General features: G+C 51.9%; 15 protein-coding genes. 9 read left to right on the plus strand and 6 right to left on the minus strand.

What is annotated here, in order from left to right; genetic code table 11:
• Positions 1 to 13 precede the first annotated feature (13 nt).
• From Q5741_RS19840 to Q5741_RS19860, 5 genes are all read left to right on the plus strand, one after another.
• Complete coding sequence (locus Q5741_RS19840) at positions 14 to 943, plus strand: nucleoside hydrolase (RefSeq protein WP_305025846.1); 930 nt, start codon at positions 14 to 16, stop codon at positions 941 to 943.
• Positions 944 to 1,011: 68 nt separating this feature from the next.
• Positions 1,012 to 1,833 (plus strand): ABC transporter permease, encoded by an 822-nt coding sequence (locus Q5741_RS19845; protein WP_305025847.1) that lies wholly within the window; start codon positions 1,012 to 1,014, stop codon positions 1,831 to 1,833.
• A gap of 4 nt (positions 1,834 to 1,837) precedes the next feature.
• Positions 1,838 to 2,626 (plus strand): ABC transporter permease, encoded by a 789-nt coding sequence (locus Q5741_RS19850; protein WP_305025848.1) that lies wholly within the window; start codon positions 1,838 to 1,840, stop codon positions 2,624 to 2,626.
• Between the two features lie 24 nt (positions 2,627 to 2,650).
• Positions 2,651 to 3,712, plus strand: coding sequence for an ABC transporter ATP-binding protein (locus Q5741_RS19855; RefSeq protein ID WP_305025849.1), 1,062 nt, complete (start codon positions 2,651 to 2,653; stop codon positions 3,710 to 3,712).
• A gap of 67 nt (positions 3,713 to 3,779) precedes the next feature.
• Positions 3,780 to 5,498 carry an adenine deaminase gene (locus Q5741_RS19860; RefSeq protein WP_305025850.1) on the plus strand — a complete coding sequence of 573 codons (1,719 nt, stop codon included), beginning with the start codon at positions 3,780 to 3,782 and terminating at the stop codon, positions 5,496 to 5,498.
• 125 nt (positions 5,499 to 5,623) lie between these two features.
• Here Q5741_RS19860 and Q5741_RS19865 read toward each other — a convergent pair whose 3' ends face one another.
• Genes Q5741_RS19865 through Q5741_RS19885 form a run of 5 tightly spaced genes read right to left on the minus strand, consistent with a single transcriptional unit; the run spans position 5,624 to position 8,405 of the window.
• Positions 5,624 to 6,079, minus strand: coding sequence for an NUDIX hydrolase (locus Q5741_RS19865; protein ID WP_305025851.1), 456 nt, complete (start codon positions 6,077 to 6,079; stop codon positions 5,624 to 5,626).
• A gap of 42 nt (positions 6,080 to 6,121) precedes the next feature.
• Positions 6,122 to 6,397, minus strand: coding sequence for a hypothetical protein (locus Q5741_RS19870; RefSeq protein ID WP_305025852.1), 276 nt, complete (start codon positions 6,395 to 6,397; stop codon positions 6,122 to 6,124).
• Positions 6,369 to 6,509 carry a hypothetical protein gene (locus Q5741_RS19875; RefSeq protein ID WP_305025853.1) on the minus strand — a complete coding sequence of 47 codons (141 nt, stop codon included), beginning with the start codon at positions 6,507 to 6,509 and terminating at the stop codon, positions 6,369 to 6,371. Before Q5741_RS19875 ends, Q5741_RS19870 begins: the two co-directional genes overlap by 29 nt.
• A 21-nt stretch (positions 6,510 to 6,530) precedes the next feature.
• A complete protein-coding gene (locus Q5741_RS19880; protein ID WP_305025854.1) occupies positions 6,531 to 7,478 on the minus strand; it encodes a copper amine oxidase N-terminal domain-containing protein in 948 nt (315 codons plus the stop codon).
• Between the two features lie 57 nt (positions 7,479 to 7,535).
• A complete protein-coding gene (locus Q5741_RS19885) occupies positions 7,536 to 8,405 on the minus strand; it encodes an aminoglycoside 6-adenylyltransferase (RefSeq protein WP_305025855.1) in 870 nt (289 codons plus the stop codon).
• A gap of 239 nt (positions 8,406 to 8,644) precedes the next feature.
• Between Q5741_RS19885 and Q5741_RS19890 the strand changes: the two genes are divergently transcribed.
• The 3 genes from Q5741_RS19890 to Q5741_RS19900 all read left to right on the plus strand — a co-directional run bounded on the left by Q5741_RS19890 (position 8,645) and on the right by Q5741_RS19900 (position 10,295).
• Complete coding sequence (locus Q5741_RS19890) at positions 8,645 to 9,058, plus strand: YjdF family protein (protein ID WP_305025856.1); 414 nt, start codon at positions 8,645 to 8,647, stop codon at positions 9,056 to 9,058.
• 176 nt (positions 9,059 to 9,234) lie between these two features.
• Positions 9,235 to 9,825, plus strand: coding sequence for a phage tail protein (locus Q5741_RS19895; RefSeq protein ID WP_305025857.1), 591 nt, complete (start codon positions 9,235 to 9,237; stop codon positions 9,823 to 9,825).
• An 11-nt stretch (positions 9,826 to 9,836) separates the two neighbouring features.
• Positions 9,837 to 10,295 carry a GNAT family N-acetyltransferase gene (locus Q5741_RS19900; RefSeq protein WP_305025858.1) on the plus strand — a complete coding sequence of 153 codons (459 nt, stop codon included), beginning with the start codon at positions 9,837 to 9,839 and terminating at the stop codon, positions 10,293 to 10,295.
• On the opposite strand, the gene Q5741_RS19905 is transcribed toward Q5741_RS19900, so the two are convergent.
• Entirely contained in the window at positions 10,296 to 10,523 is a 228-nt protein-coding gene (locus Q5741_RS19905; protein ID WP_305025859.1) for a hypothetical protein, read from the minus strand. It lies immediately after the preceding gene.
• Positions 10,524 to 10,671: 148 nt separating this feature from the next.
• Between Q5741_RS19905 and Q5741_RS19910 the strand changes: the two genes are divergently transcribed.
• A complete protein-coding gene (locus Q5741_RS19910; RefSeq protein ID WP_305025860.1) occupies positions 10,672 to 15,114 on the plus strand; it encodes an S-layer homology domain-containing protein in 4,443 nt (1,480 codons plus the stop codon).
• Positions 15,115 to 15,180 lie beyond the last annotated feature (66 nt).

Genomic DNA, 15,180 nt, shown 5'->3' on the forward strand with positions numbered 1-15,180 from the left:
GAGACGGCAGACCATGGCAAAACGAGTACTGCTCGATGTGGATACCGGTATTGATGATGCACTCGGCATCCTGCTCGCCGTCAAAAGCCGGCAGCTGGACGTTGTCGGGATCACCACTGTCTGCGGCAATGTGTCCCAGCAGCAGGCGACCCTGAACACCTGCAAAATTCTGGAGCTCGCCGGCGCCCGTCATATCCCGGTATATGCAGGGGCAACCGCGCCGCTGCTGCGCAAGAAATTTCACGAGCATCGTGTGCACGGCCAGGACGGATTGGGCGGTGCGCTGTCTGATCTGATTCCTGCCAAGAAGCCGGAAGAGGGCTTCGCTCCGGATTATATATTGGCTACCGCGCTGATGACGCCTGGCGAACTGACGCTGATTATGACAGGTCCGCTGACAAATCTCGCACTGGCTCTGCAGAAGTTTCCCGAGCTGCCGCAGTATGTGGAAGAGGTGATCTTCATGGGCGGCGTTGTCCGCGGACCGGGCAACGTTACACCCGTAGCGGAATACAACATCTACGCAGATCCGGAAGCCGCAAGGCTGGTCCTTGAAGCCGGCTTTCCAAAGCTGACGCAGATCGGCCTGGACGTAACCCGGAAGGCGCTGCTGACCGAGGACCATATCCGCCAGCTGACCGATCCGTTGCTGCGTCAATATGTCGCGGATAGTACAGCCGCCTATATTGACCGGTATGAATTTGTGAACGGGGTGCGAGCCTGTGCGATGCATGACCCGCTTGCTGTCGCCGTGGCCATAGAGCCTCAGCTTGTTGAAACACAATCCTATTCTATGGATGTCGAGACCGGCAGCCGTCTATGTGACGGCCAGACGGTATGCGATATCCAGAACCGGCTTGGCCTGCAGCCGAATGTGCTGGTGGCGGAGACGGTGGACTCGCAAGCTTTTATGAACCTGTTTATTGAGACCTTGAATCGCTGAACCATTCCAAGAAATCCTCTGATCCCGCCTCCGGGCGGGACCGAAGAGGGAAGGACAGGAGTAACGAAATGAAGAAATCGGTACTGTATGCCCTGCTGGTGCCAGGCTTGCTTTTCCTGACCGTCTTTATGGTCATTCCGATTGTGCTGACGATCGGCTCAACCTTCTACCATGATGGGTCTGTCACACTGGAAGGCTATACGCATTTCCTCGGCGACCCTTATTTTCTCAAAATCCTGCTTACAACGCTGGAGGTCAGCGTCATCACTACGCTCCTGTGCGTTGTGCTGGGCTTTCCAACCGCCTACTATATCTCACGGTTGAAGGCGCGCCGCAAAGGGATTCTGCTGGCGCTTGCTATTTTTCCGCTGCTGACAAGTCCTGTTGTCCGCTCCTTCAGCTGGATGATCATTCTTGGCCGCAAGGGTCTGGTAAACAATGCGATTGTGGGGATGGGATTATCTGACAAACCGCTGGACCTGCTATATACGCCGGTATCCATCGTCATTGGACTGACACACTTGTTCCTCCCAATGATGATCATCTCGCTGGTGGGTGTACTGGAGAACATTGACGGTGACCTGTTCCGCGCAGCGCAGAGCCTCGGGGCTTCCAAGTGGTCGGCATTCCGCCGGATCATTTTCCCGCTGGCTGTACCGGGTCTTGTCATCGGGGGCGTGCTCGTATTCGTAGGAAGTCTGACAGCGTATACGACTCCGGCCCTGCTTGGCGGCAAGCAGCGTGTGATCTCGACGTTCCTGTATCAGAACGCAATGACCTTGAATGACTGGTTCATGGCATCGGTCATCGCTACGATCATGATCGTGATCACCTTTATCGTCGTAGCGGCTATGAACAAAACGGCCAATAAACTGAATCCAAAGGGGTAGTGAGATGAAAGACAAACAAATCGGTCTGGGTCTGTTCAGCCTGCTGGTCTTCATCTTCCTGCTCGGACCGCTGCTGATTATTTCCCTGACCTCGTTCGAGCCGGGACGTGTGCTGAAATTCCCGCCGCAGGGATTCTCCTTGCGCTGGTATGAACAAATTTTTGAAGTGAAAGGGTTTATGAGGACATTCTGGACCTCCATCGGGATCTCTGTGCTGGGCAACATCCTGGCGCTCCTGCTTGGGGTGCCAGCCGCTTATGCGCTCAGCCGCGCACAGTTTCGGCTTAAGGATACGCTGAATGCGATCTTCCTGTCACCGCTGCTGATCCCGGGGATTGTCCTGGGCTTTACCCTGATGAAATATCTCATTGCGGTCTATCATCTTCCGATGTATGCGGGACTGCTGATCGGCCATACCGTCATTATGATGCCGTTTATTATCCGGGTCATTGCCTCGAGCCTGAGCAGCTTTGACTTTGCGGTAGAAGAAGCGGCCATGTCGCTGGGGGCGGGCCGGCTGGAGGCTTTCTTCAAGGTTGTGCTGCCCAATATCAAGTCAGGCATTATCGCTTCCGTGCTGATCGCATTCCTGGAGTCCTTTAACAATGTGGACATCTCGGTCTACATGACCTCGCCGGGTGTCAGTACACTGCCGATTCAGATGCTGACTTACGTAGAGAACAACTTTGACCCGACCATTGCGGCGATATCGGTACTGCTTATGGTCCTGACCGGCCTGCTGATGTTCCTGATCGAGCGATTCATGGGACTGGCATATTTTACGAAAAAATAGTCTGGATGAAGGGGGTGCCGCAACGTGGCACTATTAACGTTGGAGAATATCTCGGTCGCCTACGGCAGCCAGAATATATTGAAGGATTTCGATCTTACGCTTGAAAAAGGCCAGCTGCTGTCCCTGCTCGGACCGAGCGGCTGCGGCAAAACAACAACGCTGCGCCTCATCGCCGGCTTCCTGGAAGCGAATCAGGGGAAATTCCTGTTTGGAGATCAGGATTATACACGCCGCCCGGTTAACAAACGCAACTTCGGGATTGTATTCCAGAGCTATGCCCTATTCCCGCATTTATCGGTCTACGACAACGTGGCCTTTGGCCTGCGCATGCGCAAGATGAAGGATAGCGAGGTTCGCCAGCGGGTGATGCGGATTCTGGAGACAGTCAGCCTGGGCGGATTCGAGAAGCGTCTGCCGCAGGAGCTCTCCGGCGGTCAGCGCCAACGGGTGGCTATTGCGCGCGCGCTCGTCATCGAGCCGGATCTGCTGCTGTTCGACGAACCGCTCAGCAACCTGGATGCGAACCTGCGGGTGGATATGCGTGTGGAGATCCGCCGTATCCAGCAGGAGCTGGGGATCACGACGCTGTATGTATCCCATGATCAGGAAGAATGCTTCTCTATTTCGGATCGTGTTGCCGTCATGAACAAAGGAAGCATTGAACAGCTGGATGCACCGGAAGCTATTTTTAAATATCCATCAACCGAATTTGTAGCCCGCTTTATCGGATTTCATAACTTCCTGAATTTTACGGAACGTACCGAACGGCAGAGTATGACTCAGCTGAGTCTGGGCGGCGGACAGGAATTTGCCGTCATGCATAACCCGGGAACCAGCAGCACCACCGCCCTGAAGGGAGCTATCCGTCCCGATGATCTGATCGTTCTCGACAAGGAGGATTCCGAGTCCATTAACGCCGTGCCAGGCATCATCAAGGTGACGACCTATCTCGGCCGCAGCTATCAGTATGTCGTAGAGACCGCTTATGGAACGTTTACCGCCAACCAGGAGATGGATACGCCGTTCCACAGCGGCCAGCGGGTAAGTCTGATTTTCCCGCCGGACAAAATTGTGCTTGTGGACTAGCAGGATGGAACAGCACGAGCACTGCAGCAGGATGCTGTTTTTTCGCTGAAGACAGGAGAGACAACGAATGAATGCAGACTTATTGATACGCAATGTCAAGGTGTATAACAGCTATTACAAGAGGTTTGAAGACGGTCATGTGGCCGTGCTGGAAGGACGTTTTCTGTATATCGGGCAGGAGGAGGCGGATGCCTTCACAGCCGGCGAGACGCTGGACGGTCAAGGACAATATATGATTCCCGGCCTGATCGACATTCACCTCCATATTGAGAGCTCGATGGTCACACCGGCTTCGTTCTCTTTTGGTCTGATCCGCAGCGGCGTCACTTCGATTGTACCGGAACCGCATGAAATGGCGAATGTATTTGGGGTTGAGGGTGTGCTGGAAATGATGAAGGCGAGCCGGGCGTGCGCGGCCGATATGTTCTATTCCATTCCAAGCTCGGTGCCAGCTACCCCCATGGAGACGACGGGCGGTTCCATTGAGATTGAAGATATGGATCAGCTGCTTGCCACCGGTGAGATGATCTGTCTAGGGGAAATAATGAACTACGTAGACGTCATTCGCGACCCGGACTGCAAGACCAATCAGATTTTGCGGCATATCCGCAAGCATTACCCGCAGCTCATTATCGAGGGGCATACGCCCAAGCTGATGGGGCTTGATCTTCATCAGCTGATCGCAGCCGGTATTGACTCGGATCATACCCATCAGAGCGTGGAAGGTCTGAAGGCAAGGATTGCGGCAGGTATGTTCATTGAGATTCAAGAGAAGTCCATGATCCCGGAAGTCATGGATTATCTGATGCACCATGATGTGGCTGAACGTTTTTGCTTCGTGACCGATGACGTTATGCCGGATACGTTTATCGCGAATGGACATCTGGATCATATCGTCCGCAAGGCGATCACGATGGGAATGAGCCCGGAGGCGGCTGTCTATGCCGCGACCTATACACCGGCACAGCGGATGAAGATGAGCGACCGCGGCAGCATAGCGCCTGGCAAAATCGCCGACTTCGTGCTGCTGTCTGATCTGGAGAGTCTGCACATCAGCCAGGTATACAAGAGCGGTGTGAAGCAGTTCGACCGGTCGGAGGAATACATTCAGCCTGCCGCGCCAAAGGCGTTCCCGGAGCATTTCTACGAGAGCGTGAAACTGGGTTCATTACGTGAGGAGGATTTCCTGATCCGGACAGAGGTTGAGAACGGAACACATACCTGCCGGGTGATGATGGTCAAGGATGGCTCTACATTCGTGGAGGAGCATCAGGCAAAAGTTGAAGTGTCCGAAGGCCGGCTGGAATGGGAAAGCAGTGAATTCGGGCAGATTGCCGTGTTTGAGCGGTATGGTGTGAACGGAAATCAGGCGCGCGGCCTGATCGGCGGCGACACGATTAAACGTGGTGCCATTGCGACGACCTATTCGCATGACAATCATAATCTGCTGGTGGTGGGCCGCAATCATGCGGATATGGCTCTTGCAGCTAACACGGTTATTGCATCACAAGGTGGTTTCTGTGTAGTGGAGGATGGCAAGGTGTTAAGCCATCTGGAGCTGCCTGTCGGCGGAATTCTGACGGAGGAGCCGCTGGAGGAGGTGGCATCCAAGGTGAAGGAGCTTCGTGCAGCGATGCACCATCTCGGGTACGTGCACTATAACCCGATCATGTCGATCAGCACGCACTCGCTGGCGGTCAGTCCGGCATTGAAAATTACGGATTTGGGGTACGTGGACGTGAATGCTGGAAAGCTTGTACCGCTGATTGTGGGAGCGGAGGAATAATTCTATCATTACAACAGAAATCCTTCTATAAGAAGGATTTCTGTTGTTTTAACAAACGTATATTTGGTGGGGCTCTGAGCCCTGAGCATTAGTGATTGTTTGCTGTGCATAAGTCTATTTCCCTGCTATATCAGCTGAGTATTAAAAATCTCCAATGGATAACGAGTGTCATCGGTCAATCGACCAGCAATTTGCCGGATCACGCCAGGGTTTCGAAGCTCTTTATCTTGAAGCTGCTGAAGATCATCTCTATGTATCCAGCGGCTGTCTACAATCTCTTCTTCAGCAAGATCCAGCATGCCTCCCGTGACATTCCCGAGGAAGTGAAACAGAATCACCTGCTGACCGGTATCGCTAATAAAATTGTACACTCCGGTTGTAGCGGTGATCTCCACTTCCAGACCGGTCTCTTCCCTGGCTTCACGCCTGGCGGCCTTTACAATATCTTCGCCCTGCTCCAGACGGCCGGAGGGAAAGTTCCACTTGCCCTCGGCGCCCGGCTTGTTCTCCTGAATTATCAGAACCTGCTGGTCTTGCATCACGCTGACACTTGCTACGAGTATGAAGGTGGGCTGGGTCATTGGCTGTGTCTCCTTCTAGTAAAATAAGCAATTTACACTGCGTTAAGGCAGATCAATGGTCAGATCCTGACCTGTCATGGTTTCTAATGAAATATACTTCAAGGGCTTGCGTTCATAGGATACCGCACCGTCGTACAGATAGATGGGACGGATATATACTTCGCCAGCCGGAATAACGGCACCTGTGCGGTTCCTGGCGATGATGGTCAGCGACGTCCTATAGGCGTTTTTTTCTTTTTTGGTAACCAGAGTATAAGAGACCGGTGTACAAGCGTCCTGGATATGAATATTAGCCCTTGCGAATTCCCGGATATTCATAAAAGTCTGCGTTGTCTTCAGCAGCTGCAGCTGCCGCCGGTGTGATCCAGACAGGAAGCAGCAGGGAGAACAGCGCTGCCGTCAGAATTCCGGTTGTGAACCATTTTTTCATGGAATAGAGTCCTCCTGTCGATCAAAGTCTGGCTTCATCTGGCAGCTTAAGCGTGAAGGAACCGGTTTGGCTTGAGACCTCGCCGTTGACCGACCACTTATCCCCCAGTATTTTCACATTACCAGTAGTATCAACGTGTCCTGCTGTAACATGTCTGCTGGTCACGAGCTCCCCGATGCGATAGTAAAAATACGCCTTGAAGGACGGCTGCACGCCGGTTGCATCAACGATGTGTCCATCCAGGAAAAGATGCAGTGTGTCCTTACTGCCCACAGGGACAAAACCCTGCCAGGTTGCAATTATGAAGCCATTTTTCCATTCATAAAAGGTAGCGGTGCCATCGGAGATCAGGAAAAACGGGGCGGCCCGGCCTGTGGGAAACAGATAAATGGTCTCAGATCCTTCCATCTCCTTCTGATAAGGCAGCGGCTTGTGTGCGAAATGGGCATACTTCAGCCCCTTGGACATGACCCACTGACGGGCCTTCGCCAAATCGCCTTGCAGCAGCAGCGCTTCGTTAGAGGAGAGAGGGGATTGGATGGACAGGCTATAGCCCTCTTCCTGCACAGTATAGCCGTACCATTGGGTGAGAACCCGGAGCGGTATGTATACCCGGTTGTTCTTCATGGGAATCGGAGCCGCCAGCTTCATGACCTGCTTGTTCCCATTCCTTTCATAGAGCACTGTATTTCGTCCAACGGTGAACCCTGCATTGTGAGACCACAGCTGGAGGCGGGCTGTACGGGTAGGCGCATCCCAAATTACGGTACCGCCAAGCGCTTGGACTGTCGGATTGAGCGGAACCCAGGTCGTTCCGTGCTCCACGAAAGGACGGGCTTCGGATGAGACGGGCTTACCCAGAATATTCATCTGGATGGGCGTTTGGGTATCGGCCTGCGCTGCGGCATTTACCGTTGTAAGGCTGAGACTCATCGCGGCAATGATCGTTATCAGGCGTTTGGTGATCATTCGTATCATCTCCTCGCTAACAAGACGTCAGCAGGCACCATTTTGTTCCATATAAGTTTAAAAGATCTCCTTTGCATCGCGAGGGAGCTGCCGGATGTGCCGCAAATACCCGGTGACCTGGTTGTCTTCATCCAAGTTGTAATCAAACCCAAGCTGTTCTCCTACCCATAAGGAGGTTCTGCGGAACAGACCGGCCATCGTAATAAGTGATTCCCATATCGTTTCTTCTTCGGCTGGGGGATAGCTGGCAAGCAGGTCATGCCAGTCGTTCTCGGTAAGATACTGCTTCAGGTATTTTCCCGCTTTCCCTGTACTGACATTAAAATGCTGTTCTACGCCAACCCGCCATTCCATCATTCGAATCAGCATGTCACGCACATAGCGAAGTGAATCCATAGCGTATAATATTTCCTGCCGCCACAGCCCTTTGGCCACATAGGTAGATACCCACCAGAATTCATTACAGCAATCAGCAAAGGCTTTGGCGGAGGGACGCTGTACCTGGTAATCCAGATCTGATGGAGATGGCAGCTGCGGCATAATGCCGTCTTTGTCTAACAGAATAACGGTAAGCCGGTCTTCCCGGCAGTAGGTCTCACGTTCAGTAATTGGAAGAAGGGTCAGGTCAACCCGGTTGCCATCCTGGAACAGCATCAGATACGGATAGCGGCTGCTGCCGTCTGCGGGAAAAATCACTGAATCTTCCGGTGTCTGCAGGATAACTCGCTCCCCGAATACATCAATCCAAGTCGGTGTCCGGACGAAGGATCTCACATCCGTGACAAGGTAAACGATATCGTAGTCCTGGAAAGGGTCGCGGGGTGCCCGGACATTCGTACGTGATCCGTTCATGGCTGCAGCCCGGATGCGTTGATCCTGCTGGGCCACGGATATAATCAGGTTCATCATTTCTTGTTCGGAACGCATAGTCGGCGGCCCTCCTGTTGGAAATTTGTATCTATCTAGTGTAAAAGAGAAAGACAGCCATTGGAAAGTCCAAGTGGATGAGAAGCTGAAGAAATGATAAAGTGATGGTGAATCATCGTATCAAAAGCAGCGTAAAATCACAATCCGGTTGGTAGTCCGGATGCATGGATGCTCCATGTTCGTAGCCTTCCCCCTCGGGATGTCCATCGCCGCTTGTATAACAAGAGGGGGCTGTACCTATGAAATTAACTGTATATCATGATGGGCAATATTGGGTAGGAATTGTAGAGATTGAAGACCAAGGCAGGCTGAGAGCGGGGCGATTTTTATTCGGGAGTGAACCCAGGGATCAGGAGATTCTGGATTTCATTGCTTTTCGACTCGGCGAGGTCATGGATAACATGTCAGAGCATGTAGATTCCGCTGGATCTGAGATGCACCGCAGGATCAATCCCAAACGTCTGGCCAGGCAGGTGGCCCGTGAACTTGAGCAGATGGGAATCACTTCATTGGCTCAGGAGGCTTTGAAGCTGGAGTATGCTCATCGGAAGAAGGAGAAGCAGACCACGTTCAGGGAACAGCGGGAGGCCTACAAGGAACGGAAGCGCGAGCTCCGCTTGCAGAAAGCCAAAGCCAAACATCGTGGTAAATAAGAACGGTACAACCAGGAAGGCAGTCTTCGTTATGAAGGCTGCCTTTTTGGTTGTGCAGGCTAATTTATATGAAATCTAGTTATCTTTATTTGGATTTAACTCAAATTGTTCAGAATTGGTTCAGAGGCATTTGATATGGTTGTGAGGCAAATCATTTGATGAGGAGATGTTGAGAAATGGAAGCATTTACTGGAACGATTTTGCCTTGGGCATTAAACTGGGCGCCTGTGGACTGGCTGCCGTGTGATGGTCGACAACTGAAGATACAACAGTATCAGGCTCTATATTCCCTAATCGGTGTCACATATGGCGGAGATGCCACAACGTACTTCAATCTTCCGGACCTGCGCGCAAGAGTGCCGGTCGGTCAAGGTCAGCAGCCGAATATAACCACCAACTACGTTATAGGTACTGTCGGCGGTACAGAGAACACAACGCTGACAGCAAATCAGCTTCCTGTTCATAATCATACTTTTGCCGGAACAGCCAATATCAATGTAGGGGCACCTGCGAATACAAGTGCGCCGACGACGAACACGCCTGCTGCGAATACGACGCTGTCTGTAGCTAAAGATTCATCCGGGGACGTAGCCAATATTTACAATACGAGCGCTCCAACGATGATGACAGCTGCAATGTCTACAACTGCCAGCGTCAGCGGCAATACAGGAACTACAGGTGCGGGACAAGCATTCAACAACATGCAGCCTTATCAGGTTATTAACTATATTATTTGTGTCAACGGTATTTATCCACAGCGTCCATAATGTTAAGCAATATGGTGCTCCGGTCGGCCAAGGAAATGGATGAAGCTACGTTATTGAAGCTTTACTCTGAGTGCACTCCGGATCTGCAGCATGTGCCATTTCCGGATGAATTGAAAGTTCAGCTCGTTCAGCAGCAGTTTCTGGCCGAGCGGCACTTTGTGCAGACCCATTATCCGGATGCGGATGTGGGTGTGATTTTTGATGAAGGACAGCCGATAGGGAGACTGAATGTACATCGTGGCCCAAATGGATACCGGGTACTCGCCATAGCATTGTGTCCTGCGTATCGAAACCGGGGGATCGGAACGAAATTGCTGGGGGACATTTTGCAAGAAGCAAAGGATAATTATAAAGCAGTGAGATTGCAGGCGGCCTGGCATAATGTTTCCGCTCGCAGATGGTATGAGAATCTAGGTTTTAAGATTGTAGAAGATAAGGGAGTTTGTTACGAAATGGAATGGACTCCCTGATTAGATTGGGGAGAAGAGAATGAACAAACCAAAGTCACCTTTACATAAAGGGATGACGTGGCTAGCGTTGTTGGGAATGGTTTTATTTTTGGTAACTCCGATGATGACTCTGTTGCAACCGGGCATGGCGTATGCCGCGACGACACCTAATAATGAGAATTTTGAGAGTACAGCAGCACAGTCGACAGCTGTAGTTTCCCAGAACATTAATGACTGGGTTTTCAGCATGGTTAATACAGAAAGCACCCCTCCTTCAACACCGCCTAGAACTCAAGTGAAAAACAATCTCGGTACTAATTATATGTATTATATCGGTACTGCTGGTAAAGGGCCGTACGAATATGGCAGAGTTGAATCGAAAAGTGGAGCTTTTAAGTTGTTATCATTGAAAGTAACAGAGATTAATAGTACGGCCAATCCATACAAAGTCATTGGATATTTGGGAGGAAGTCCGGTCCCCGGAGCAGAGTTGCCTATTAACCCTGTTAATGGTTCTTTTCAGACTGTAGATTTCTCCGATAGCACCGCATGGCAGAACATTGACGAGCTCCGAATAATCGCAACTACTACAATAAAACTGGGTATTGATGATCTGACGGTGTCGACCCCGGTGACTGCGGCTTCGCCTGTGGACGCTGAAGCACCAATCATCTCCACCCAGCCAGCAGATCAAACGGTGAATGTGAATGAGCCTGCTCCGCTGAACGTAGCGGCAAATGTGACCGACAGCGGAACTCTGAGCTACCAGTGGTACAGTAATACGACGAACAGCACAAGCGGCGGTACCTTGATTCCAGGTGAAACGAATGCTTCGTATACAGCACCAACGGGTACAGCAGGTACGACCTACTACTATGTTGTCGTAACCAACACGAACAGTAGTACAACCGGGCAACAGACAGCTTCAGTGACAAGCCGCGTGGCGAAGGTCGTGGTGAACGCGTTAACCAACGCGGAAGCCCCAAGCATCACCACCCAGCCCGCGGACAAAACGGTGAATGTGAATGAGCCTGCTCCGTTGAACGTAGCGGCAAATGTGACCGACAGCGGAACTCTGAGCTACCAGTGGTACAGTAATACGACGAACAGCACAAGCGGCGGTACCTTGATTCCGGGAGCAACAAACGCTTCGTACACAGCACCAACCGGTACAGCGGGTACGACCTACTACTATGTCGTCGTAACCAACACGAACAGCAGCGCAACCGGAGAACAGTCAGAATCAACGACAAGCCGCGTGGCGAAGGTCGTGGTGAACGCGTTAACCAACGCGGAAGCTCCAAGCATCTCCACGCAGCCCGCGGACAAAGCGGTGAATGTGAATGAGCCTGCTCCGCTGAACGTAGCGGCAAATGTGACCGACGGCGGAACTCTGAGCTACCAGTGGTACAGCAGCACGACGAACAGCACAAGCGGCGGTACCTTGATTCCGGGTGCGACAGGTGTATCATACACAGCACCAACCGGTGCAGCAGGCGCGACCTATTACTACGTTGTCGTGACGAACACGAACAGCAGCGCAACCGGAGAACAGTCAGCTTCAACAACAAGCCGCGTGGCGAAGGTGGTGGTGAACGCGTTAACCAACGCGGAAGCCCCAAGCATCACCACCCAGCCCGTGGACAAAACGGTGAATGTGAATGAGCCTGCTCCGTTGAACGTAGCGGCAAATGTGACCGACGGCGGAACTCTGAGCTACCAGTGGTACAGCAGCACGACGAACAGCACAAGCGGTGGCACCTTGATTCTGGGTGCGACAGCTTCATCGTATGCGCCACCAACTGGTGCAGCGAGTACGACCTACTACTACGTGGTCGTAACCAACACGAACAGCAGCGCAACCGGAGAACAGTCAGACTCAACAACAAGCCGCGTGGCGAAGGTCGTGGTGAACGCGTTAACGAACGCAGAAGCACCGAGCATCTCCATCCAGCCAGCGGATAAGACCGTCAACATTGGAGACGCTGCTACCCTGGAAGTTGCGGCAAGTGTGACCGACGGCGGAACTCTGAGCTACCAGTGGTACAGTACTACGACGAACAGCACAAGCGGCGGTACCTTGATTCCAGGTGGGACAGGTGCATCGTACACAGCACCAACCGGTACAGCAGGTACGACCTATTACTATGTGGTTGTAACCAACACGAACAGCAGCGCAACCGGAGAACAGTCAGCTTCAACAACAAGCCGCGTGGCGAAGGTCGTGGTGAACGCGTTAACCAACGCGGAAGCCCCAGGCATCACCACCCAGCCAGCGGACAAAACGGTGAATATGGGTGGTTCCGCCACACTGAATGTAGCGGCAAATGTGACCGACGGCGGAACTCTGAGCTACCAATGGTACAGCAATTCAATGAACAGCACGAGCGGCGGTACCTTGATTCCGGGAGCAACAAACGCTTCGTACACAGCACCAACGGGTACAGCGGGTACGACCTATTACTACGTGGTCGTAACCAACACGAACAGCAGCGCAACCGGAGAACAGTCAGCTTCAACAACAAGCCGCGTGGCGAAGGTCGTGGCGAACGCGTTAACGAACGCAGAAGCACCGAGCATCTCCATCCAGCCAGCGGATAAGACCGTCAACATTGGAGACGTTGCTATCCTGGAAGTTGCGGCAGGTGTAATAGATGGCGGCGAGCTGAGCTACCAGTGGTACAGCAATTCATTGAACAGCACGAGCGGCGGTACCTTGATTCCGGGAGCAACAAACGCTTCGTATCAGGCTCCAACCATGGCAGCGGTCACGACCTACTACTACGTTGTCGTAATGAACACAAACAGCAGCGCAACCGGAGAACAGTCAGCTTCAACAACAAGCCGCGTGGCAAAGGTGGTGGTGAATGCGTTAACGAACGCAGAAGCACCGAGCATCACCACCCAGCCAGCGGATAAGACCGTCAACATTGAAGACGCTGCTACCCTGGAAGTTGCGGCAAGTGTGAGAGATAACGGCACTTTGAGCTACCAATGGTACAGCAATACAACAAACAGCACGAGCGGCGGTACCTTGATTCCGGGAGCAACAAACGCTTCGTATCAGGCTCCAACCATGGCAGCGGTCACGACCTATTACTACGTGGTCGTAACCAACACCAACAGCAATGCAACCGGACAAAAGACAGCTCCAACGACTAGCAGTGCGGCAAAGGTATCCGTAAATGTGCTGGACAGCTTGATTACACTGAAAAGCAGTTTAAACCCTTCTGTACAAGGTCAAGCAGTCACATTAACAGCAGTTGTAACAGCCGTTACAGCTCTTACGCAAGACCGAACACCAACCGGTTCAATTACCTTCAAGGATGGGAACACGACATTAGGCACCGCCCCACTAAACGCAGCTGGGACAGCGGTACACTTAACGAGCGCGCTGGCAGCAGGAAGTCATACAATCACTGCTGTATACCAAGGTGACGGCCGCTTTGCAGGCAGCTTGTCTAATGCGCTGGTCCAAGTGGTGAACACGCCTGTCTCCGGTGGAAGTGGGGGTGGTGGCAGCAGTTCTCCTGCTCAGCCTGTAGTACCTGCAGTACCTGCAGCGCCAGGAAACTCTGCAGCACCTGAGAAAGGGGTTGAGGTTCTTGTCAACGGGAAGGTTGAGTATGCAGGAACGTCGACTACAGGTAAACTTAAGGACCAGACCATGACGACCATTTCTGTTGATCCGGTCAAGTTGGAAGACAAGTTAGCAGCAGAAGGAGAACATGCAGTTATCACCATTCCGGTGAAGACCAACTCAGATATTCTCATTGGTGAGCTCAACGGACAATCGATCAAAAACATGGAGGAAAAGCAGGCCGTTGTTCAGATCAAGACTGATAGTGCGATCTATACATTACCTGCACAGCAGATCAACATCGAAGCCGTTTCCTCGCAATTAGGCAAAAATGTAAATCTACAGGATATTAAAGTGAAAATCGAAATTTCCGCTCCAACGGCGGATACCTTGAAAATCGCAGAAACTGCGGCTTCGCAAGGTGGGTTTTCGATGATGGCTTCACCATTAAACTTTAAGGTCACTGGAACGTACAGGGATCAGAGCATCGATGTCTCCAAGTTTAACGTGTATGTGCAGAGAAACATCGTCATTCCGGATGGTGTAGATCCTGGTAAAATTACAACCGGTGTCGTTGTTGAACCAGACGGAACGGTCCGTCATGTGCCGACCAAGGTCATTCTGGAGAATGGGAAGTACTTTGCCCAGATCAATAGTTTGACGAACAGTACGTATACCGTTGTATGGCACCCGCTGGAATTTGAAGATGTAGAGACGCATTGGGCCAAAAGCGCGGTAAACGATATGGGCTCACGTATGATCGTGACGGGCACGACTGAGGGTATATTTATGCCTGATCAGGATATAACGCGTGCGGAATTTGCAGCCATTATGGTTCGTGGTTTGGGTGTCAAGCTGGAGAGCGGCTCCACATCGTTTGCAGATATTTCATCTTCAAGCTGGTATGCTGGGGCAGTGGAAACGGCATATCAATATCATCTTATCCAGGGATTTGAAGATGGAACATTCCGTCCCAATGACAAAATCACTCGTGAACAAGCTATGAAGATGATCGCCCAAGCCATGGAAGTGACAGGTCTTTCATCGAAGCTTTCCACCGTTGACACCAAGCTCTTGTTGAATGCTTTCACTGATGCAGAGCAGGTATCAGCATGGGCGAAGAGCGGTCTGGTGAACAGCCTGCAAGGAGGCTTGGTATCCGGTCGAAATGAGGGGAAACTAGCGCCAAAAGATAACATCACACGTGCAGAGGTTGCCGTGCTGATTCAGCGTCTTTTACAGAAATCAGGGCTGATCTAACGTAAACAATACAAAAAGGGGATGAGCTGCAGTTCTAACTGCAGCTCATCCCTCTTTTTATCGGAA

This window comes from Paenibacillus lacisoli, from assembly GCF_030580655.1.
GTDB lineage: Bacteria > Bacillota > Bacilli > Paenibacillales > Paenibacillaceae > Paenibacillus > Paenibacillus lacisoli.

Excerpts from the sequence above, each read along its gene's own strand:
- Q5741_RS19885 (WP_305025855.1), bottom strand. The coding sequence starts at position 8,405 with ATGCGTTCCGAACAAGAAATGATGAACCTGATTATATCCGTGGCCCAG.
- Q5741_RS19840 (WP_305025846.1), top strand. The coding sequence starts at position 14 with ATGGCAAAACGAGTACTGCTCGATGTGGATACCGGTATTGATGATGCA.
- Q5741_RS19905 (WP_305025859.1), bottom strand. The coding sequence starts at position 10,523 with ATGCTGAAAACCCAGTCATTAATGTTCTGGGAAACTACAGCTGTCGAC.
- Q5741_RS19875 (WP_305025853.1), bottom strand. The coding sequence starts at position 6,509 with ATGAAAAAATGGTTCACAACCGGAATTCTGACGGCAGCGCTGTTCTCC.
- Q5741_RS19870 (WP_305025852.1), bottom strand. The coding sequence starts at position 6,397 with ATGAATATCCGGGAATTCGCAAGGGCTAATATTCATATCCAGGACGCT.
- Q5741_RS19860 (WP_305025850.1), top strand. The coding sequence starts at position 3,780 with ATGAATGCAGACTTATTGATACGCAATGTCAAGGTGTATAACAGCTAT.
- Q5741_RS19845 (WP_305025847.1), top strand. The coding sequence starts at position 1,012 with ATGAAGAAATCGGTACTGTATGCCCTGCTGGTGCCAGGCTTGCTTTTC.
- Q5741_RS19890 (WP_305025856.1), top strand. The coding sequence starts at position 8,645 with ATGAAATTAACTGTATATCATGATGGGCAATATTGGGTAGGAATTGTA.
- Q5741_RS19865 (WP_305025851.1), bottom strand. The coding sequence starts at position 6,079 with ATGACCCAGCCCACCTTCATACTCGTAGCAAGTGTCAGCGTGATGCAA.
- Q5741_RS19900 (WP_305025858.1), top strand. The coding sequence starts at position 9,837 with ATGGTGCTCCGGTCGGCCAAGGAAATGGATGAAGCTACGTTATTGAAG.
- Q5741_RS19850 (WP_305025848.1), top strand. The coding sequence starts at position 1,838 with ATGAAAGACAAACAAATCGGTCTGGGTCTGTTCAGCCTGCTGGTCTTC.
- Q5741_RS19880 (WP_305025854.1), bottom strand. The coding sequence starts at position 7,478 with ATGATCACCAAACGCCTGATAACGATCATTGCCGCGATGAGTCTCAGC.
- Q5741_RS19895 (WP_305025857.1), top strand. The coding sequence starts at position 9,235 with ATGGAAGCATTTACTGGAACGATTTTGCCTTGGGCATTAAACTGGGCG.